The organism is Ruegeria sp. CF3 (assembly GCF_056537365.1).
This window is the reverse complement of the sequence record NZ_JBQFRK010000002.1, coordinates 717257-735928: the sequence shown is the minus strand read 5'-3', so window position 1 is coordinate 735928 and position 18672 is coordinate 717257. Positions and strand designations below refer to the sequence as shown.

Annotated in this window: 19 protein-coding genes; 13 read left to right on the top strand and 6 right to left on the bottom strand. The window is 57.6% G+C overall.

Annotated features, from left to right (window positions below):
* Positions 1-78 precede the first annotated feature (78 nt).
* The 3 genes from ACR0KC_RS11000 (at position 79) to ACR0KC_RS10990 (ending at position 3177) form a co-directional block, all read left to right on the top strand.
* Complete coding sequence (locus tag ACR0KC_RS11000) at positions 79-1419, top strand: M16 family metallopeptidase (protein ID WP_480771846.1); 1341 nt, start codon at positions 79-81, stop codon at positions 1417-1419.
* Complete coding sequence (locus tag ACR0KC_RS10995) at positions 1416-2720, top strand: M16 family metallopeptidase (protein ID WP_170515008.1); 1305 nt, start codon at positions 1416-1418, stop codon at positions 2718-2720. The genes ACR0KC_RS11000 and ACR0KC_RS10995 overlap by 4 nt, the downstream gene beginning before the upstream one ends.
* 292 nt (positions 2721-3012) lie before the next feature.
* Positions 3013-3177: a hypothetical protein gene (locus ACR0KC_RS10990; RefSeq protein WP_170515005.1), complete on the top strand. Its 165-nt coding sequence runs from the start codon at positions 3013-3015 to the stop codon at positions 3175-3177.
* 69 nt (positions 3178-3246) lie between these two features.
* Here ACR0KC_RS10990 and ACR0KC_RS10985 read toward each other — a convergent pair whose 3' ends face one another.
* The 3 genes from ACR0KC_RS10985 to deoC are packed head-to-tail and all read right to left on the bottom strand — an operon-like array spanning position 3247 to position 7431.
* Positions 3247-4062: an SDR family oxidoreductase gene (locus ACR0KC_RS10985; protein WP_223117187.1), complete on the bottom strand. Its 816-nt coding sequence runs from the start codon at positions 4060-4062 to the stop codon at positions 3247-3249.
* Between the two features lie 25 nt (positions 4063-4087).
* Complete coding sequence (locus ACR0KC_RS10980; protein WP_480706444.1) at positions 4088-6421, bottom strand: aldehyde dehydrogenase family protein; 2334 nt, start codon at positions 6419-6421, stop codon at positions 4088-4090.
* Between the two features lie 11 nt (positions 6422-6432).
* Positions 6433-7431, bottom strand: coding sequence for a deoxyribose-phosphate aldolase (gene deoC, locus ACR0KC_RS10975; protein ID WP_170408484.1), 999 nt, complete (start codon positions 7429-7431; stop codon positions 6433-6435).
* A 199-nt stretch (positions 7432-7630) separates the two neighbouring features.
* Here deoC and ACR0KC_RS10970 point away from each other — a divergent pair, with 199 nt between their 5' ends.
* The 6 genes from ACR0KC_RS10970 (at position 7631) to ACR0KC_RS10945 (ending at position 14941) form a co-directional block, all read left to right on the top strand.
* Complete coding sequence (locus ACR0KC_RS10970) at positions 7631-8584, top strand: metal ABC transporter solute-binding protein, Zn/Mn family (RefSeq protein WP_480771845.1); 954 nt, start codon at positions 7631-7633, stop codon at positions 8582-8584.
* Positions 8585-8587: 3 nt separating this feature from the next.
* Positions 8588-9391, top strand: coding sequence for a metal ABC transporter ATP-binding protein (locus ACR0KC_RS10965; RefSeq protein WP_170426192.1), 804 nt, complete (start codon positions 8588-8590; stop codon positions 9389-9391).
* A 2-nt stretch (positions 9392-9393) separates the two neighbouring features.
* A complete protein-coding gene (locus ACR0KC_RS10960) occupies positions 9394-10599 on the top strand; it encodes a metal ABC transporter permease (protein WP_480591468.1) in 1206 nt (401 codons plus the stop codon).
* Complete coding sequence (locus ACR0KC_RS10955) at positions 10596-11525, top strand: metal ABC transporter permease (RefSeq protein WP_480760934.1); 930 nt, start codon at positions 10596-10598, stop codon at positions 11523-11525. Before ACR0KC_RS10960 ends, ACR0KC_RS10955 begins: the two co-directional genes overlap by 4 nt.
* A 283-nt stretch (positions 11526-11808) precedes the next feature.
* Entirely contained in the window at positions 11809-13659 is a 1851-nt protein-coding gene (gene mutL, locus ACR0KC_RS10950) for a DNA mismatch repair endonuclease MutL (protein ID WP_480771844.1), read from the top strand.
* A 52-nt stretch (positions 13660-13711) separates the two neighbouring features.
* The gene (locus ACR0KC_RS10945) at positions 13712-14941 is read left to right on the top strand and encodes a DNA recombination protein RmuC (RefSeq protein WP_170394608.1); all 1230 of its coding nucleotides are present in this window, start codon (positions 13712-13714) and stop codon (positions 14939-14941) included.
* A 3-nt stretch (positions 14942-14944) separates the two neighbouring features.
* On the opposite strand, the gene ACR0KC_RS10940 is transcribed toward ACR0KC_RS10945, so the two are convergent.
* From ACR0KC_RS10940 to ACR0KC_RS10930, 3 genes are read right to left on the bottom strand one after another with little or no spacing between them, the layout of a single operon-like run.
* Complete coding sequence (locus ACR0KC_RS10940; RefSeq protein ID WP_480436536.1) at positions 14945-15349, bottom strand: hypothetical protein; 405 nt, start codon at positions 15347-15349, stop codon at positions 14945-14947.
* A gap of 49 nt (positions 15350-15398) precedes the next feature.
* Entirely contained in the window at positions 15399-16049 is a 651-nt protein-coding gene (locus ACR0KC_RS10935) for a ChrR family anti-sigma-E factor (RefSeq protein ID WP_480771843.1), read from the bottom strand.
* Between the two features lie 10 nt (positions 16050-16059).
* Entirely contained in the window at positions 16060-16575 is a 516-nt protein-coding gene (locus ACR0KC_RS10930) for a sigma-70 family RNA polymerase sigma factor (protein ID WP_370644455.1), read from the bottom strand.
* A gap of 288 nt (positions 16576-16863) precedes the next feature.
* Here ACR0KC_RS10930 and ACR0KC_RS10925 point away from each other — a divergent pair, with 288 nt between their 5' ends.
* The 4 genes from ACR0KC_RS10925 to ACR0KC_RS10910 all read left to right on the top strand — a co-directional run bounded on the left by ACR0KC_RS10925 (position 16864) and on the right by ACR0KC_RS10910 (position 18664).
* Positions 16864-17634, top strand: a complete 771-nt coding sequence (locus tag ACR0KC_RS10925; RefSeq protein ID WP_480771842.1) for a DUF1365 domain-containing protein — start codon at positions 16864-16866, stop codon at positions 17632-17634.
* A gap of 87 nt (positions 17635-17721) precedes the next feature.
* Positions 17722-18039 carry a DUF3775 domain-containing protein gene (locus ACR0KC_RS10920; RefSeq protein ID WP_170408475.1) on the top strand — a complete coding sequence of 106 codons (318 nt, stop codon included), beginning with the start codon at positions 17722-17724 and terminating at the stop codon, positions 18037-18039.
* Between the two features lie 130 nt (positions 18040-18169).
* Positions 18170-18406 carry a DUF1127 domain-containing protein gene (locus tag ACR0KC_RS10915; protein ID WP_170394595.1) on the top strand — a complete coding sequence of 79 codons (237 nt, stop codon included), beginning with the start codon at positions 18170-18172 and terminating at the stop codon, positions 18404-18406.
* 57 nt (positions 18407-18463) lie between these two features.
* A complete protein-coding gene (locus ACR0KC_RS10910; protein ID WP_480563455.1) occupies positions 18464-18664 on the top strand; it encodes a DUF1127 domain-containing protein in 201 nt (66 codons plus the stop codon).
* The last annotated feature ends 8 nt before the right edge of the window (positions 18665-18672 follow it).

Sequence of the window (18672 nt, the reverse complement as noted above, 5' to 3'; positions counted from 1 at the left end):
TTAACTTTCCGTCATTGGCCTTGAACCCCGGCGGCACCACCGTAGTTTGAATATCAGAAATGAAACGGAGGATGCCCCATGGTTCGGGCCCTGGCATTGTCGGCTGCCCTGATCGCCGCCACCCCCTTGTTCGCGAAAGAGGGGCAAGAGGCTGTCACCACATTTACGCTGGAAAACGGCATGGACGTCGTAGTGGTCGAGGATCATCGCGCTCCTGTTGTGCAGCATATGGTCTGGTACCGGGCCGGATCCGCCGATGAACCGATCGGATCCTCTGGCGTTGCACATTTCCTGGAACATCTGCTGTTCAAAGCCACCGACACAATGGAAGCGGGCGAGTTGTCAGCCACTGTCGCGGCCAATGGCGGCAATGACAACGCTTTCACTTCTTACGACTACACCGCCTATTTTCAGCGTGTCGCCGCTGACCGGCTGGAACTGATGATGCGGATGGAGGCAGATCGTATGCGCAACATCCGCCTGACCGAGAATGATATCATCACCGAACGCGACGTGGTTCTGGAAGAGCGTAATCAGCGGACCGAAAACAATCCACGCGCTCTGTTCGGAGAACAGATGAATGCAGCGCAATATTTGAACCACCGTTACGGAGCGCCGATTATCGGCTGGCGCCACGAGATGGAGGCGTTGGATATGGACGACGCCCTGTCCTTCTACCAGACCCATTATGCACCCAATAACGCCATATTGGTCGTCACCGGAGATGTTGACCCCGACGAAGTCAGGGCGTTGGCCGATCAGTACTACGGTGTTATCCCAGCCAACCCTGATTTGCCCGAGCGGATACGCTCGCAAGAACCACCCCAGACTGCCGGACGTCGCCTGACCTTCAAGGATGCGCGTGTCGCACAACCCTACGTGCAGCGCAGCTATCTGGCCCCTGAACGGGACGCCGGTGAGCAGGAGAAGGCCGCTGCCCTGTTCCTTTTGGCGGAATTGCTGGGAGGAAGCACAACCTCATATCTGAATGAAAAGCTGCAATTTGAGCAGCAGAAGGTGGTCTATACCGGTGCGTTCTACAAGGGGGTCTCATTGGATGACACGACCTTTGATCTGATCGTTGTGCCGGCTGAGGGCGTTTCGCTTCAGGATGCGGAGGATGCCATGGATCAGGCCGTTGCGGATTTCATCGCGGAAGGTGTCAAGGATGAAGACCTGGAGCGCATTAAGATGCAGCTCCGCGCCGCGCAGACCTATGCGCGCGATAACGTGGACGGTATTGGAAACCGCTATGGTCGTGCGTTGACCAGCGGGTTGACGGTCGAGGATGTGCAGGCTTGGCCCGACATCCTGCAGGCTGTGACGGGTGACGAGATCATCGCGGCTGCCCGTGAAGTGCTGCAACCTGAAACCTCGGTCACTGGCTGGCTGATGCGTGACGATGAGGTGACACAATGAAACGGTTTGCCGCAACGCTAATTGCGCTGATCATTGCCCTTCCCGCCTGGGCCGAGATTAAGATCAAAGAGGTAACCTCGCCCGGTGGTATTACCGCTTGGCTGGTCCAAGATCATTCGATCCCCTTCACTGCGCTGGAACTTCGGTTTCGTGGAGGAACGTCGCTGGATGATCCCGACAAACGCGGCGCGGTCTATCTGATGAGCGGCCTGATTGAGGAAGGCGCCGGCGACATGGATGCCCGCACCTATGCACGCGAACTTGAATCTCTGGCTGCGTCCTTCAGCTACAGGGCAACAGATGATACGGTCTCCATTTCGGCGCGGTTCCTGACTGAGAACCGGGATGAAGTGATTGATTTGCTGCAGACCACAATTCATGAACCGCGTTTCGATGAGGATGCGATCGATCGGGTGCGCGCTCAGGTGATTTCGGGTCTGAAGTCCGACCAGACTGATCCAAGCGATATTGCCGGACGCAGCTTTGCTGAAATGGCATATGGGGATCATCCATATGCGTCGGACGGTAAAGGTACGATTGAAAGCGTTTCAAGCCTGACCCGCGACGACATCGTCGCTGCCTACGACAATGTCTTTGCCAAGGACAGACTGTACGTCGGGGCTGTCGGCGACATCACAGCAGAAGAGCTGGGGGTACTGTTGGACGAATTGCTGTTGGATCTGCCAGCAACCGGGAAACCCATTCCAGACAAGGCGAAGGTCACCATTGACGGCGGTGTCAGCGTAGTGGACTTCAACACTCCGCAATCCGTCGCCCTGTTCGGGCAAAGTGGCATTGATCGCGACGATCCCGATTTCTTTGCGGCCTATATCCTGAATCACATTCTGGGCGGCGGCGGATTCGAAAGTCGCCTTATGCAGGAAGTACGTGAGAAACGTGGTTTGACCTATGGCGTGGCGACCTATCTGGTGCCCAAGGATCTGGCGTCGGTGTATCTGGGCTCGGTCTCATCTGCCAATGACCGTATCGCCGAAGCGGTCGAGGTGATCCGACAGGAATGGGCGCGCGCGGCTGCGGAAGGTGTGACGCAGAAAGAATTGGATGACGCCAAGACCTATTTGACCGGGGCCTATCCGCTGCGTTTTGACGGCAATGGCCAGATTGCCGGAATCATGGTCGGGATGCAGATGGAAGATCTGCCTATCGACTACATTGCGACTCGCAACGACAAGGTGAATGCAGTGACCTTGGAGGATGTGAACCGGGTGGCGTCTGAACTGCTGAACCCCGAGGGTCTGCATTTCACCATCGTCGGCAAACCGGAAGGGGTGGACGGCTGACGTCGTCCATCTACCCGCTGCCGAACAGAATTATTCGTTGTTATTGAATGATTTTTCTTGGAATTGACGGCAGGGGGTGATGCGAACCACTGGCGGAAACAACGAGTTTGTGACCTCTTGCAGGGCGCAGCGCCTGACAGAAGATCGGCAATTCTCCGCCTTAAGTAATCGTTAACTCGCCTTGGCCATACTTTGGCCAGAAATGTCGAGAATTCTATGTTAGTCGGGAACGGAGATGGGATTCAGAAGATCAACATCTCCTGAGACGAGGCTTGGGACGGATAGCGGCACCATGATAGTTGCGATAATGGGATTGGGAATACTTGCAGGGTTTTTAACCTTTGCTGCCGCTTTGGTTGTCGGTCAATCTCTGCTCAGCGCTTTCGCACTTTACGTGGTGGCTGGTACGCTGACATCGCTTTTGGTAGCAGCGGGTATCTATTTCAGAAGCTCTTGAATTTGGTAGGTTGGAAATAAAGCCCAGCGACTGAAAAGTTTGTCACCAATCGGACCCCTGTGTTCTAACCTAAGCCTGGCCCTTTTTCGCTGCGCGCAGCATCTGACCCATCATCTGGCCAAACTTGCCCGAGCCGCGCTGATACAAAGCCCCGTCAACGGCCATGACTGTTCCGCTGATATAGCTCGCCATATCAGAGCTAAGGAATAGGCAGGCATTTGCCACATCCTGGGGCTGACCCCAGCGACCCAGCGGGACGTCCCGACGCAGCTCTTCATGGGCATTTTCGGTAGGGGCCAGCCGTTTTGCGCCTTCGGTTCCTTCGATAAAACCCGGAACGACCGAATTCACGCGAATCCCTTCGACGCCCCATTCCATTGAAAGGGTTCGGGTGATCTGATCAACGCCCGCCTTGGCGGCGCAAACATGGGCTTGCCCTTCGTAAGGCAGATAGGATTGCGGGGCCGAAATGTTGATAATGCTGGCACCGGGACGTTTGAGATAGGGGTAGGCCCCTTTCATGACGTGGATCGTGCCCATCAGATCGATATCTATGACCGCCTTGAATGCATTGACCGACATTTCAGATGCCAGCGCTGGGAAGTTGCCGGCAGCACCAGAAATTAGGACATCGAAATCTCCAAAAGCGTCGTGGAATTGCTTAAGGCCTTCGGCTACGGCCTCTGGATTGCGAACGTCGAACGCCGCGCCGATCGCGTCGGATGCGCCTGCTGCTTTCAACGCGGCCACGGTATCATCGACCTTTGCCTGCGACCGGCTGGCGACAGCCAGATTAGCACCCGAGGCCGCAAAGGCCTCGGCAATGCCGCGATTGATACCGCTGGTGCCACCAATGACGATGACGGTCTTACTTGAAAAATCCATTTAGGCCTCCGGTGGTACGGGGGCCTTACTCTCCGTAGGGCACCCAGATGTTTTTCACTTCGGTCGCAGCCTGCAGGAAGCGGCGCGAATGGTCCACGCTCCAGTCAAATGCCGTCGCGTTATTGACCCAAGTCCGCTTCAGATTTCCGGCCGAGACGACCTCGATATCTTTAGACAGATCGGTGGACGAGAACGACCAGACCGCATCCACGTTCAGATGCGAGGCCAGCGGCTTTGCCAGCTCTGCGTGGCTGCCGGTCAGGATGTTGACCACACCGGCGGGCACGTCCGAGGTTTCTAGGATCTGGTAAAAATCCGTTGCTGCCAGCGGGTAGGGCTCACTTGCCGCCAGAACCACCCGGTTGCCCATCGCAATCGCCGGAGCCATGGCTGAGACCAGGCCCAACAGGGGCGCTTCGTCGGCGCACAGGGCGCCGATCACGCCAACGGACTCTTTCATGGCAATCGCCACACCTCGGATCGGAACGCCATGCACCTGACCGTCATACTTGTCAGCCCACGCAGCGGCGGAGAACAGGCGCTGGATCGAGGCCTCAACCTCTTTCGCGCCGTCCTTTTTGCCGGTCATTGCGTCGATACGAGCGGCGAACTCACCCGCACGCGCCGAGAGGTTTTCGCCGATGTAGTACAGGATCTGAGCCCGCAGATGGCCGGTGGTCTTGGACCAGCCCTTGGCCCCTGCCGCCGCCTCAACCGCATTGCGCACGTCCTTGCGGTTGGCCAGTCCCACATGGCCCAGTAGGCCGGACTTGCCCCAGACAGGTTTCGAATAGCCGCCATCGGGCCGCGCCTGCTTGCCGCCGACATACATCTTGGCGGTGCGGTCAATAGGATCGACGGGAGCGCCTTCGCCCATTGCCGCCTCAATCTTTGTCAGCGGTTTGGCCTTGGCTTTGGGCTTGGTATAGGCCGTCAGCCCTTCCCAACCGCCTTCACGGCCAAAGCCGCTTTCGCGTACACCGCCGAACCCGGCAGCAGCGTCGAACAGGTTGGTTGCGTTCACCCAGACCACGCCCGCAACCAGCTTGGGCGCGATGTCCAGCGCGAGGTTTACGTTTTCGGTCCAGACCGTTGCGGCCAACCCGTAACGGGTGTTGTTGGCCAGCTCGACCGCCTCTTCCGGAGTGCGGAAGGTCGAGGAGACCAGAACCGGGCCAAAGATCTCTTCCTGCATCAGCGGGTCCGAGGTTTCGAGGCCCGAGATCAGGGTCGGCGGGTAGTAGCAGCCATTTGCGGGCAATTCGCAGGCGGCTTGATGCACGTGGCCAGCCGTGTTGCTCTCGACCTTGCCTTTGATGGTCTGCAGCTGAACAGGGTCCACCACAGCGCCCACGTCGATGCATTTGTCCAGCGGATCCCCGATGCGCAGTGTGTCCATCCGGGCGCGCAGTTTGTCATGAAAACGATCAGCGATACCCTCCTGCACCAGAAGGCGCGAACCTGCACAGCAGACCTGACCCTGATTGAACCAGATTGCGTCGACCAGACCTTCGATGGCTGAATCAATATCGGCGTCATCAAAGACAACATAAGCAGATTTGCCGCCCAGTTCTAAGGTTAGTTCTTTGCCTGATCCCGCTGTCGCTTCACGGATACGCCGCCCAACTTCGGTCGAGCCGGTGAAGGCGACCTTGTCCACATCCGCGTTCACGATCATCTCGCCCACCGCACCGTCTCCGGTCACGATATTGACGACGCCTTTCGGCAGACCGGCCTGCGAGCAGATATCAGCAAAGAGCAGTGCGGTCAGCGAGGTGTACTCGGCCGGCTTCAGAACCACGGTGTTGCCCATGGCCAACGCAGGCGCGATCTTCCACGCCAGCATCAGCAGTGGGAAATTCCAGGGGATGATCTGGCCGCACACACCCAAGGCTTGCGCATCGGGTAGCTCGCTTTTCATCAGCTGGGCCATGCCCGCGTGGTAATAGAAATGCCGTTGCGCCAGCGGGATGTCGATGTCGCGCGATTCACGGATCGGCTTACCGTTGTCGAGGCTTTCGAGCACGGCAAACAGGCGCGAATGCTTCTGCAGCAGGCGCGCAATCGCATAGAGGTATTGTGCCCGACCCGCACCGCCCAGCTTCTCCCACTTGGGTTGCGCATTGCGAGCGGCAGAAACGGCGGCGTCCACGTCAGCCTGTTTCGCTTGTGTCAGCTTGGCCAGAACCTCTCCGGTTGCTGGGTTGCGGCTGTCGAATCCTTTGCCGGGTTTGGTAAACGCGCCATCGATGTAGTGGCCGAACTTGTCGCCCTGATCGACCAGCCAGGCCAGTGCCTCGGCTGCGCTTTCGGGGGCAGGGCCGTAGTCCATGGTCTCGAAAATCTCTTTGACTGTCATTGTTTTTGTCCTCAGCCCATGGAGTGACGGTAACCGGCGGAGTATGCGCCGGTGACATAGTGTTCCAACTGCCGCTCAATGTCGCCCAGCAATGATGAGGCACCAAAGCGAAACAGATCCGGCTCCAGCCAGCGGTCGCCCAGCTCGTCCTTGATCAGCGACAGATAGACCAGCGCATCCTTGGCTTTCGAAATCCCACCCGCAGGCTTGTAGCCTACGCGATAGCCGGTACGGTCATAATAGTCGCGAATAGCTCGGATCATCACCAGCGACACAGGCAAGGTGGCGTTGACGCTTTCTTTGCCGGTCGAGGTCTTGATGAAATCAGCGCCCGCCATCATGCATACCAGCGAAGCACGCGCGACGTTGCGCAGGCTGCCCAGCTCTCCGGTCGCCAAAATGGCTTTGACATGTGCATCGCTGCAGGCGACGCGGAAGGCCTTCATCTCATCATACAGGGCCTGCCAGTCGCCAGACAGCACATGACGGCGCGAGATGACGATGTCGATCTCCTCGGCTCCGGCCTTCACGCTTTCTTCGATCTCTGCCACACGCAGATGAAACGGAGAGAGCCCAGCCGGGAAGCCAGTGGATACCGCCGCAACCGGAATACCAGTGCCTTCCAATGCGTCCACAGCCGTTTCGATCATGTCATGGTAGACACACACCGCTCCTGTTGTGATCGGCGGCATGTCCAGCGCCTGCAGAACTGAAGACGCGATAGGCTGACGAGCCTTTGCGCACAGGCGACGAACCCGCCCAACCGTGTCATCGCCCGATAGCGTGGTCAGGTCGATCATTGTGATCGCTTTGAGCAGCCATGCGGCCTGGTATTCTTTTTTCACTGACCGCCGACCGGGCAGCGTCGCTGCGCGGCGCTCGATGGCCGAAGTGTTGGCCTGCACGGCCCGCACCCAATCCAGATCCAGATCCATTCCTGGGTTCCGGGGCTCGGTCACTTGCGGCAGATGCGGGGTGCGCACGGTGCTTTCTGAGCTCTGCGTTTCCATTATTCCGTCCTTTTGGAGGTTCGCGTCAAAATCGCATGGGTCGCAGCGAAAGGGAAGGTGTGCCAGCGTCGTAAGGGGCAAATTTTTGACCAAATGGACAAATATAGTCGTTTTCTTGCGAGTAATTCGCATTTGCATTGACTTAGTTGCGAATGGTTCTCATATTTTGACTTAACAGGATAACCGTTCGGAGTCTGAAATGATTCGTCGATCGCTACTTACGGCATTGGCTCTCGTGCTTGTGTGGCCCGTTGCCGCAATCGCTCAAGCGCCGCTGAAAGTCGTCGCCTCCACCGGCATGATTGCAGACGCTGCGCGCCAGGTCGGCGGTGAACAGGTCGACGTGAAGGGCTTGATGGGACCCGGTGTCGACCCTCACGCTTATCGCCAGACCCGCACCGATATTGTTGCGATGACCCGAGCTGATCTGGTGCTGTGGCACGGCCTCTATCTAGAGGCTCAGATGGAAGGTTTCTTTGACGATCTGGGCCGCAAGCGGACAGTGGTTGCCGTGGCGGATGGCATCGACACATCGAAACTGCGCGCCCATGACGACTACGCTGACAAATTTGACCCGCATGTCTGGATGAGCCCGGTTCTGTGGCGCGATGTCGTGATCGAAGTGCAGGAAGCTCTGACCGAAGCCCGACCCGAAGCGGCAGATGAGTTCGCAGCCAACGCACAAGCTTTTCTGGCCGAGATCGATCTGCTGGCCGCCTATGGCAAGCAGGTTTTGGCGGCCGTTCCCGAAAACAACCGCGTGCTGGTGACTGCGCATGATGCATTTGGCTATTTCGGTGATGAATATGGCTATGAGGTGCTGGGTATTCAGGGCATCTCGACCCAATCCGAGGCAGGGTTGAACCGGATCGGTGAGTTGGTCGAAACTCTGGTAGAGCGTCAGCTGAACGCCGTGTTTGTGGAGAGTTCCGTTTCAGATCGATCCATGCGTGCCTTGATCGAGGGTGCTTCGGCCGAAGGTCACAAAGTGGGCGTCGGCGGAGAGCTTTATTCCGACGCCATGGGCGAGCCGGGCACTTATGAGGGCACCTATATCGGTATGCTCGATCACAACATTACTGTGATTGCCGGCGCGTTGGGGGCGGATGTGCCCGAACGCGGCATGAACGGAAAACTGTCGGCGGGGTTTTGAGCCATGATTGAACTCGCCACAGTTCAAGGGGTTTCTATCGAAGGGCAGGACATCGATCTTTGCCCTCTCGCCATACGGGGTTTGACCGTCTCGTACGGTCAGAAACCCGCAGTCTTCTCGGTCGATATGACGGTGCAGCCCGGCGCCATGACGGCAATTATCGGGCCAAATGGGGCTGGCAAATCAACCTTGCTAAAGGCTGCTTTGGGGATCGTGTCTCCGCTGTCGGGTCAGGTGACCGTGTTTGGTCAGCCGCTCGAGGACCAGCGGGCCCGCATCGCCTATGTACCACAGCGCGCCAGCGTGGACTGGGATTTCCCGACGCGCGTGATTGATGTGGTGCTGATGGGCTTGTCGCGTCAATTGGGCCTGCTGGGTCGTGTTCGTGCCCGCCATACCGCCCGTGCCATGGACTGTCTGCACCGTGTCGGTATGCGGGAATTTGCCGACCGTCAGATCGGGCAGCTTTCTGGTGGTCAGCAACAGAGGGTCTTTCTTGCGCGCGCATTGGCACAGGATGCCGACATGTATTTGTTGGACGAACCTTTTGCAGGCGTGGACGCCGCGACTGAAAAGGCGATCATCGCCGTGCTGAAATCGTTGAAAGAGGCTGGCAAGACCGTTGTTGTAGTGCATCACGACCTGGCCACGGTCACCGACTATTTCGACCATGTGTTCCTGATCAACACCCGCAAAGTGGCCGAGGGACCGGTGGAGCAGGCCTTTACCGCTGAAACGCTGCAGGCCGCTTATGGCGGACGTCTTGCAACGGCTCAAATCGATCAGATTTCGCGCGCGCTGGGGTAGTCATGCTTTGGGAGGCTTTGACGTTACAGCTTGGCTATAACGCCACGCTGGTTGCTATTGGTGCGACGTTACTGGGCGTTTCGGCAGGTGTGACGGGCACGTTCTTATTCCTGCGTAAACGCGCGCTGGTTAGCGATGCCATCAGCCACGCGACCCTACCGGGCGTTTGCCTTGCCTTCATGGTGCTGGTGGCTTTCGGTGGTGATGGTCGGAATTTGATCGGACTGCTTGCAGGTTCGGCAATATCTGCATGGGTTGGTTTGCTCTGTATGAACTGGCTGACCAGTCGCACACGTTTGGCAGAAGATGCAGCGATCGGCGCAGTGTTATCGGTGTTCTTCGGTTTTGGTGTCGTACTGCTGACCGTTATTCAAACCATGGGGGTTGGACGCCAGGCAGGATTGGAAGGATTCTTGCTGGGTTCTACTGCTGGGATGCTATGGGCTGATGCTCTGGTCATCGCGATCGGTGGCGCGGCAACGTTGGTACTGGTGATGATCATCCGCCGCCCGATGACGATGGTCGCCTTCGATCCTGAATATGCCGCCGCGCGCGGGTTGCCCGTGCATCGGATTGATCTGGCGATGATGGGGCTCGTGATGGCGGTGACCGTGGTCGGGCTAAAGATCGTTGGTCTAATCCTGATTGTTGCTCTGCTGATCATCCCGCCTGTGACAGCGCGGTTCTGGACGGAGCGATCCGACCGCGTGGTCGTTCTGGCAGGTTTGGCCGGAGGTCTTGCAGGGTATCTGGGGGCAGGTATTTCGGCCTCGGCTCCGAACCTGCCGACCGGACCGATCATCGTTCTGGTCAGCTTTGGGTTCTTTGCCCTGTCGCTCCTGTTCGCGCCGGTTCGGGGTGTGTTGGCAGCTATTCTCAGCCACCTTCGGTTCCAGCGTCGAGTGCACATTCGGCAGGGACTGCTGGCACTGGCGCAGGGACAGCAGATCTATGAACCCCTAACCATTCGCCTGCTACGCCGCACCGGCCTTGTGCGCGCCGATGGAGTTGCAACGGAGCATGGGAAGGCGCGTGCGGCCAAAGCCCTACGAGACGAAAAGCGGTGGGAGATCGTCCGCGCGGATCAGGCGCATGAGGCCACTGCGGCGCTGTACGATGGGCTGCGCGATATCGAGACCGTGCTGACTCGCGATCAGATCGCCGAGATCGATCGCCGTATCGGCGGCCCGCAGGAGGTCACGCCATGAGCGGAGAAGAGTTCGTACCCCTGTCGCTGACGCCTTTGTTGATTGGGACATTCGCGGCCATCGCATGCGCTCTGCCCGGCAACTTTCTGGTGCTGCGCAAGCAAGCGCTGATTGGCGACGCGATCAGCCATGTGGTGTTGCCCGGTATTGTCGTCGCGTTTCTGCTCACAGGCGCAATTTCAACTTGGCCGATGATGCTTGGCGCAGCAGGGGCTGCTGTGGTCGCCGTGGTTATGATCGAAGCGATCCGGCGATTGGGTCAGATCGAGCCGGGGGCAGCGATGGGTGTCGTATTCACGACCATGTTCGCCGGTGGTGTCCTACTGCTTGAGCAGACTGACACTTCGACCGTCCATTTGGACGTTGAACATGCGCTTTACGGCAATCTGGAAAGCTTGATCTGGCTGGATGCAACGGACTGGTCGTCGCTGCTGGATCTACAGGCATTGGCAGGGTTGCCACCTGAATTGCCGCGCATTGCGCTGACACTGACGGGGGTCTTGCTGTTCACGTGGTTGTTCTGGCGACCGCTCAAGATATCGACCTTCGATGAAGGCTTTGCGCGTACAATTGGTATCCGCACTGGCGCGTTAGGGATGGCGCTGGTGATCATAGCTGCGATTGCTGCTGTAGCGGCATTTGATGCAGTGGGGTCGATCATCGTGATTGCAATGTTCATCTGCCCGCCAGCTGCGGCACGGATGATGACCAACCGGTTGGAAGCCCAGATCCTCTGGAGTGTCCTGTTCGCAACCCTTGCCGCCGTGTCCGGTTATGTTTTAGCGGGCTATGGCCCATTGTGGTTGGGGGCTGCGGATGCTGTCAGCGCCGCTGGAATGATCGCCACGATATCAGGCCTGATTCTGGCGCTGACCGCTGCTTTTGGCCCATGCCGAACCCGCAGCGGAGCGCCCAGTCAGGCTTGACTTGGCGTATTCACGCCAACGCCCATCACGCAGTTTCGGCTGAACTTCGCCAAGTGGAAACAATCACGAATTCTTAACAAGATTTATTCCATTTTCGGTGATACCAAACTTTCAATTGGAAACCACAAGACCACCACTCACTCTGGTATATCCGGCCAGTTTTGACCTTAGTCGCTACCCCCTTAACGGCGCGGTCAAACTGGCCGGATACCTCGTTTAAAGCCCGCTCTTCACAATTCAAACCGGTGGTCGAATCGCGTGCACCTATGCTAGGTCTAGCGGTATGGTGTATGCTAACCCCAATATCAGCGACAATCGGCCGGTCATTCGACAGCTTGACGACGCAGCGATCAACCGGATTGCAGCGGGTGAAGTCGTGGAACGGCCTGCTTCTGCCGTCAAGGAACTGGTCGAAAACGCCATCGATGCCGGGGCCACACGCATCGCTATTGAGGTCGCGGATGGCGGCAAGACCCTGATTCGTGTCACCGATGATGGGTGTGGGATCGCAGCGGGGGATTTGCCTCTGGCGCTGTCGCGCCATGCGACATCGAAGATCGACGGGTCAGATCTGTTGAATATCCACACATTTGGATTTCGCGGTGAAGCACTGCCCTCGCTGGGGGCTGTCGGGCGTTTGACCATCACCAGCCGTGTCTCGGGTGCTGATGCGGCCTCGATCCAGGTGTCCGGTGGCAAAATGGATGCAGTGAAGCCAGCAGCCTTGCGCGCTGGGACTGTGGTTGAGTTGCGAGACCTGTTTTACGCCACCCCGGCACGGCTGAAGTTCATGCGCACGGACCGGGCCGAGGCGCAGGCGATTTCAGACATTGTGAAACGTTTGGCGATGGCCGAGCCTTCGGTCGCGTTCACCCTGCGCGATGTCTCGGGCGGGGGTGAGGGGCGCGTGACCTTCCGCGCCGACCGCGAGAATGGCGATCTGTTTGATGCGCTGCATGCCCGATTGGCGCGCGTTCTTGGCCGTGAGTTCGCCGAGAATGCGTTGCAGATCGATGCCACACGCGAAGGGCTCAGGCTTTATGGCTATGCCGCGCTGCCGACCTATTCGCGCGGGGCTGCAGTGGCGCAGTATCTGTTCGTCAATGGGCGACCCGTACGCGACAAGATGTTGACCGGTGCCCTGCGTGCGGCCTATTTCGATTTCCTCAGCCGCGACCGGCATCCGGCGGCGGCGCTGTTCATCGACTGTGATCCGACGCTGGTGGATGTGAATGTGCATCCGGCAAAATCCGAGGTTCGGTTCCGCGATCCCGGCCTCGCGCGTGGTTTGATCGTGTCCAGCCTGCGTCACGCATTAGCCGAGGCCGGGCACCGGGCATCTTCGACCGTGGCCAACGCAACCTTGGGTGCGATGCGGCCCGAGCCCGCACCTGCAACCCCGGCGCGGGTGTATCAAATGGATCGCCCGTCACCCGCGGCGCGTCAGGCGGCCTATCGGGCGCAGTCTCCGGGCTTTGCGGAACTGTCGCAGGACTATAGCGGACGCATCATGGAACCTGTGCCCGAAACTGCACCGGTGGATGAGCCGCAAGACCTGCCCTTGGGGGCGGCGCGCGGGCAGGTGCACGAGAATTACATCATCGCCCAAACGGCAGACGGCATGGTGATCGTGGATCAACACGCCGCACATGAACGGCTGGTTTACGAAAAGCTCAAGTCCCAGATGGCCGAAAATGGCGTTGCTGCACAAGCGTTGTTGATCCCTGAAATTGTCGAACTAACAGACGGCGACTGCGCGCGGCTGATGGCCGTTGCAGAGGACCTGTCGCGCTTTGGATTGACCATCGAACCCTTTGGTGGCGGGGCAATCGCCGTGCGCGAAACTCCGGCCATTCTTGGCGAGGTCGATGCCCGCGCGATGATCCTCGATATCCTTGATGAGCTTGCCGATCAGGGCGAAAGCCAGATGGTGCGAGCGCGGATCGAGGCGATCCTGAGCCGCGTGGCCTGCCATGGCTCGGTTCGGTCTGGCCGTCGGATGCGGGCCGAAGAGATGAATGCCCTGCTGCGCGAGATGGAGGCGACGCCCCATTCCGGGCAGTGCAACCACGGGCGGCCAACTTATGTGGAACTGAAGCTGAGCGATATCGAACGCCTGTTCGGCCGCAGTTGATCCGCTGGCCCGCTCGGGCTATGAAGAATAAAACAAGAACATCCGAGGCGATATGATCGAGATTGCTGGCACCCAATATGCGTTGAATGACCCAATCATCCTGATTGCAGGCGGGGTGGTGGTGTTGATTCTGCTGCTTCTGTTTCTGTCACTTCGAGCGTCACAGCGTTCAGCTCGGATGGCGGAGCCGCTGGCCCGGCAGATGGCGCACCTTGGGCAGCATGTGCAGCAACTTGGCCAGGGGCAGGAACAACTGCGGGGTGGCCTACAGCATGTCTCGGACACGCAGGCCAACGCGCAGGTGCAGGTGATCCAGACCGTTGAATCCCGCCTGTCATCGGTGCAACAGCAGATGAATGACCGGCTGGCCGATAACGCGATGAAATCGGCGCGCGCTCTGGCTGAGATGCAGGAGCGGATGAAGGAATCGCTGCATGGTTCGTCGAAACAGACGGCGACCTCGCTGACGCAATTGCAGGAACGTCTGGCAGCCATCGACAAGGCGCAGGACAATATCACCAAGCTTTCAGGCGACGTGCTGTCATTGCAGGATATTCTGTCGAACAAGCAGACGCGCGGGGCTTTCGGGGAAATTCAGCTGAACGATATCGTTTCGAAGGCGCTGCCATCAGATAGTTTTCTGCTGCAGGCCACGTTATCGAACGGACGGCGCGCTGATTGCCTGATCAACCTGCCGAACCCTCCCGGACCGATCGTGATCGACAGTAAGTTCCCGCTGGAAGCCTATGAGGCACTGATCGGATCGACCAATGATATGGAGCTGAAAGCAGCGGTACAAATGTTCCGCAGTACCGTGCGTAAGCACATCAACGATATTGCCGAGAAGTACATTCTGGACGGTGAAACTGCAGATGGGGCGCTGATGTTTCTGCCCTCTGAGGCAGTCTATGCCGAGCTGCACGCCAAGTTCCCTGAATTGGTGCAAGAGAGTTTCTCGAAACGCGTTTGGATCGTTTCACCCACAACTTGCATGGCGACGCTGAACACCATGCGGGCGATCCTTAAAGATGCGCGCATGCGCGAACAGGCCGGTGCGATCCGCAAGGAATTGGGGCTGCTGCATAAGGATGTGGAACGTTTAGGCGACCGGGTGTCGAACCTCGACCGTCATTTCGGGCAGGCTGCAAAGGATATCTCGGAAATCAAGATCAGCGCGGAAAAGGCGGGTCGCCGGGCGCAACGGTTGGATAATTTCGATTTCGAAGAGCTTGCGCCGGATGACCAAACAAACGTCGTGCCGCTGGGCAAAACCGAAGGGTAAGCGTTATTGGATCGACAGGTCCAAATTGTAACCAACCGTCTTGCCTGTGTCGCGATCGTTACCCATCAGATAAACACGTATGGTGTAGTCGCCATCATCGGGAAGCTCGATCCGGGCGGTATTTCCATCGATTGAGCCGTTGTAAATTGCGACGCCGTCGCTATCCGGCGGCAAGATGTTGAAATAGATCACGCCGTTGCCATTGGTGTCACTGACCTTAAGGTCGGCGAACATCTCCTGCCCAGCCTTGGCTCCGAGTTTATAGTCGAAGTATTCGTCGCCGGTGACAGTACCGTTCACCATCGTGCCGAAATTGCCCGGTTGGAATTTAACGTCTGCGGACATCTGTGCGGAAACGCTGGCTCCAAAAGTCAGCAAAAGCGCTGTGACTGCCATCCTTAAGAACATTGTAAACCCCGATTTAGTTAGCGTCGATAAACAACCCTACCACGACGGGTCAGATTCGAAGGAATGGCTGGAACAGGCGCGGCATCAGCTTGCTGAACTTCAGTGGAGCATCAGTGACGGCCAGGCAAATGCAATCTTCAGAGATATCTGCCGTAGGGGTATGATGGATAGACTGGTCAGCGATTTCGACGTCGCCGCGGTCGAAGCGGTCGATCTCGTCAGAGAATGCACCCTGCAGGACCATCGTCAGTTCGATGCCTTTATGGCTGTGATCCGGCACTGCTGCCCCGGCGGGGATAAACAACAACCGGGCGGTGGCTTCGCAGGTAGTGGGCAGGATTGCCTGTTTGACACCCATGCCGACGGGCTTCCATTTGATCGCGTTCACGTCGCCGCCGACATAGTCCTGCAGCGGTGTCGGAAGAACTGCACAAGACGGGTGCGCGGGTTTCACCTTTGGTGCGCCCTGAGCAATCAATGCCATTGTTGCCGCCAGCGAACCGTCACTCATGCTTGCTGACACATCTTGTTCCTGCAAAACGCATCCGCCAACTGCGTCAAAGCTTTCAGCGCGGGCGCGGCAGTGGTCGCACAGAGAAAGATGCGTTGCGACCATCAGGTCAAACGCTTCGGGCAGATTGCCTGCGGCATAGGCCATCAGCAGGTCGTCTGTCAGGTGATGTTTAATCTCGTTTTTCATGCTCGTCATCTCAGTTCATCGCGTGGCGCAAGCGGTCCAGCGCCAGCCGTATCCGTGATTTGATTGTTCCCAAGGGCAACCCGGTCTGAGATGCGATTTCTCGATGGCTCAGATCTCCGAAGTAGGCCTTCTCGATCAGCTGTCTTTGCGCCTCAGGTAATGCCGCCATGGCATCACGCAGCTGCGCGGTTTCCTGTTGCAGCGCTAGAACGTCTTCCTGTTCCGGCTCCGCCTCCGGCCCCCACCCGAGGTCTTCGGGTTCGGGGCGGCGTTGCTTGCGCAATACGTCAATGCGCTTGTTCCTTGCGATCGTGAACACCCAGGTCGCAACCGTTGCCCTTGTCGGGTCAAACAGATGCGCCTTGTGCCACAAGGTCGCCATGACCTCCTGCGCGCATTCTTCAGCCAGGGCGGCATCCGAACCGGACTTGATCAGGAACGCCTTGATACGAGGCGCGAAATGCTGAAAAAGTTCGGCGAAGGCCGCCTGATCCTGAGCGTCTCGGATTCGACGGACGTGTTCCACCCAATCCTTTCTGGCGCCACAAGTATTATTCTGTCCGTTCACCGAGTTGCCCTTAAAACGCTTAGGTCCGCGCCAAACAATTCTTCCAGCAGCTTCTGCCGCCGGTTCGTCCAATGTCGCGGTGTCAGTCTCGGTAAACATAAACACAATACGTGGGGACACCCAAGGTGGATCAGTCGGTTGGATAAATTTCATCCAAAACCGGCTGAATATCGTATTGTGAGATACCAGATATGCGGAAATGCATGTCAATTGAATGATTTGCGGGCAGGACGGAAAATCTGTTTCATGAACAGAATTGATTATATCGCGGGCCATACCTTTCACGGGCGCAAAGGTGCGGTCGAGAATGCGTTTCGCTATTCCGTCGATTACATCTTGCTAGACCCCGAGGCCCACCCCAAGACCCCATCCCTGTTTTCGATCAATGGCGCGAACCTGACAAGCTGGCGAGATTGTGATCATGGGGGTGAACCTGGTCAGGGTCGCGGGGCGATCTGGCTGCGTGAGTGCTTTGAGGCGCAAGATATTCCACAACCGGACAGGATGACCTTGCTGACACAACCCCGTGTGTTAGGGCATGTGTTCAATCCGGTCAGTTTCTGGTTCTGTTTTGATAAAGATAACCAGCTTTATGCTGTGGTGGCCGAGGTGACCAACACTTATGGCACACGCCATAGCTACTTGTGCCACAAACCCGATCTTTCACCGATTGCACCTACCGATCGGATACTTGCGGACAAGCTGATGCATGTCTCTCCGTTTCAGAAGATCGAGGGCACCTATACCTTCCACTTTGACTATCAGGACGAACGTGTTGGTGTCTGGATCGATTATGGGCGTGCCCGAGGCGGTTTGATTGCCACGCTGACCGGTCCGCGCCAGCCGTACAGCAACCGGATCATTCTAAAGTCTCTCTGGCGGCGTCCGTTCGGCGCGCGCCGGGCGGTGTTTCTGATCCACTGGCAGGCTGTGAAGCTGTGGTTCAAACGGGCGCGGTTCAGCCCGTTTCGTACCGCGCCGGTTCCCGATCAGCCTGTATCCCGGTCGCGGCACTAAAGCCCTCCGCTTTGCGCAAGATCAAAGACGGTCATCTGTGGGATCGTGCAGAAATGCCTGGACCGCGAACACGAGGAGTTGAGACAGATGTTGGAAATCTCGGCAAGAAAGATCGCCCAGGTCGCCATGATGGGGCGTGAACTGGACCGGGCCGAGGGCGAATTGCGCGCATTCATCGACCGTATGGGTGAGGATGAGCAAGCAGAACTGGTGGCCGTCATGTGGATCGGTCGAGAAAGCTTTTTTGCCGAGGATTTGGCCGAAGCGATCGCGACGGCTAAGTCCGAAGCCTCGACGCCTTGCGCGGATTATCTGATCGGAACACCGCATTTGTCGGACCATCTGGAAAACGGGTTGGATGCGCTGGGTATTTCAGCCGAGGACGTTGAAAACGATCTGATGTAGTCGGTGATCTGGCGACGGGTCAGCTTATCCTAGCGTATGAAGCAAAATTAATGCGGCCTTCCGTCGGGGTTAATGTCGAGTTCTTTGATCAGGTTCATCAAACACAGCGATGAATCTAGGAGGAACCGTCATGGCACATGTCAATGCAACCGGAGCAGATCATCGGGATCTGCTTTTTGGCCAACTTGTGAACCAAACAGTGCCAAAGTCAGGATGGCAGCGCCGCAAGGTCTACAAGAACACGATCCGGGCGCTTGAAGAACTCAGCGATCGTCAGCTTTTTGATATCGGCATTCCGCGTGGTGAGATCAGGCGGCGCGTATATCGGAACGTCTATCAGAACATACCCTATCTGAACGGCGTTTAAGCCTTTCCGGCGCTGAACGGAAATCGGTCCATTTTAAATTTTGCTGAGGTAACAAGTATGCTGGATGCCAACCCAATCCCGAAACAACCCCCTTCAAAAAGCGCATTGATGCTGTTTGACCGGGCGATGAGAATACACGCGATCAGGGCGGATATCGTTTGTGCCGCCCAGGAACTGAACCGGCTTTCTGATTCCGATCTGTCAGAACTGGGCATCAATCGCTGTGATGTTGAAGCGGTGATTGCGCAATACATCTGACGATAGCG

Coding starts and splice junctions, on each gene's coding strand:
- ACR0KC_RS11000 (WP_480771846.1), top strand. CDS start 79: ATGGTTCGGGCCCTGGCATTGTCGGCTGCCCTGATCGCCGCCACCCCC.
- ACR0KC_RS10995 (WP_170515008.1), top strand. CDS start 1,416: ATGAAACGGTTTGCCGCAACGCTAATTGCGCTGATCATTGCCCTTCCC.
- ACR0KC_RS10990 (WP_170515005.1), top strand. CDS start 3,013: ATGATAGTTGCGATAATGGGATTGGGAATACTTGCAGGGTTTTTAACC.
- ACR0KC_RS10985 (WP_223117187.1), bottom strand. CDS start 4,062: ATGGATTTTTCAAGTAAGACCGTCATCGTCATTGGTGGCACCAGCGGT.
- ACR0KC_RS10980 (WP_480706444.1), bottom strand. CDS start 6,421: ATGACAGTCAAAGAGATTTTCGAGACCATGGACTACGGCCCTGCCCCC.
- deoC (WP_170408484.1), bottom strand. CDS start 7,431: ATGGAAACGCAGAGCTCAGAAAGCACCGTGCGCACCCCGCATCTGCCG.
- ACR0KC_RS10970 (WP_480771845.1), top strand. CDS start 7,631: ATGATTCGTCGATCGCTACTTACGGCATTGGCTCTCGTGCTTGTGTGG.
- ACR0KC_RS10965 (WP_170426192.1), top strand. CDS start 8,588: ATGATTGAACTCGCCACAGTTCAAGGGGTTTCTATCGAAGGGCAGGAC.
- ACR0KC_RS10960 (WP_480591468.1), top strand. CDS start 9,394: ATGCTTTGGGAGGCTTTGACGTTACAGCTTGGCTATAACGCCACGCTG.
- ACR0KC_RS10955 (WP_480760934.1), top strand. CDS start 10,596: ATGAGCGGAGAAGAGTTCGTACCCCTGTCGCTGACGCCTTTGTTGATT.
- mutL (WP_480771844.1), top strand. CDS start 11,809: ATGGTGTATGCTAACCCCAATATCAGCGACAATCGGCCGGTCATTCGA.
- ACR0KC_RS10945 (WP_170394608.1), top strand. CDS start 13,712: ATGATCGAGATTGCTGGCACCCAATATGCGTTGAATGACCCAATCATC.
- ACR0KC_RS10940 (WP_480436536.1), bottom strand. CDS start 15,349: ATGTTCTTAAGGATGGCAGTCACAGCGCTTTTGCTGACTTTTGGAGCC.
- ACR0KC_RS10935 (WP_480771843.1), bottom strand. CDS start 16,049: ATGAAAAACGAGATTAAACATCACCTGACAGACGACCTGCTGATGGCC.
- ACR0KC_RS10925 (WP_480771842.1), top strand. CDS start 16,864: ATGAACAGAATTGATTATATCGCGGGCCATACCTTTCACGGGCGCAAA.
- ACR0KC_RS10920 (WP_170408475.1), top strand. CDS start 17,722: ATGTTGGAAATCTCGGCAAGAAAGATCGCCCAGGTCGCCATGATGGGG.
- ACR0KC_RS10915 (WP_170394595.1), top strand. CDS start 18,170: ATGGCACATGTCAATGCAACCGGAGCAGATCATCGGGATCTGCTTTTT.
- ACR0KC_RS10910 (WP_480563455.1), top strand. CDS start 18,464: ATGCTGGATGCCAACCCAATCCCGAAACAACCCCCTTCAAAAAGCGCA.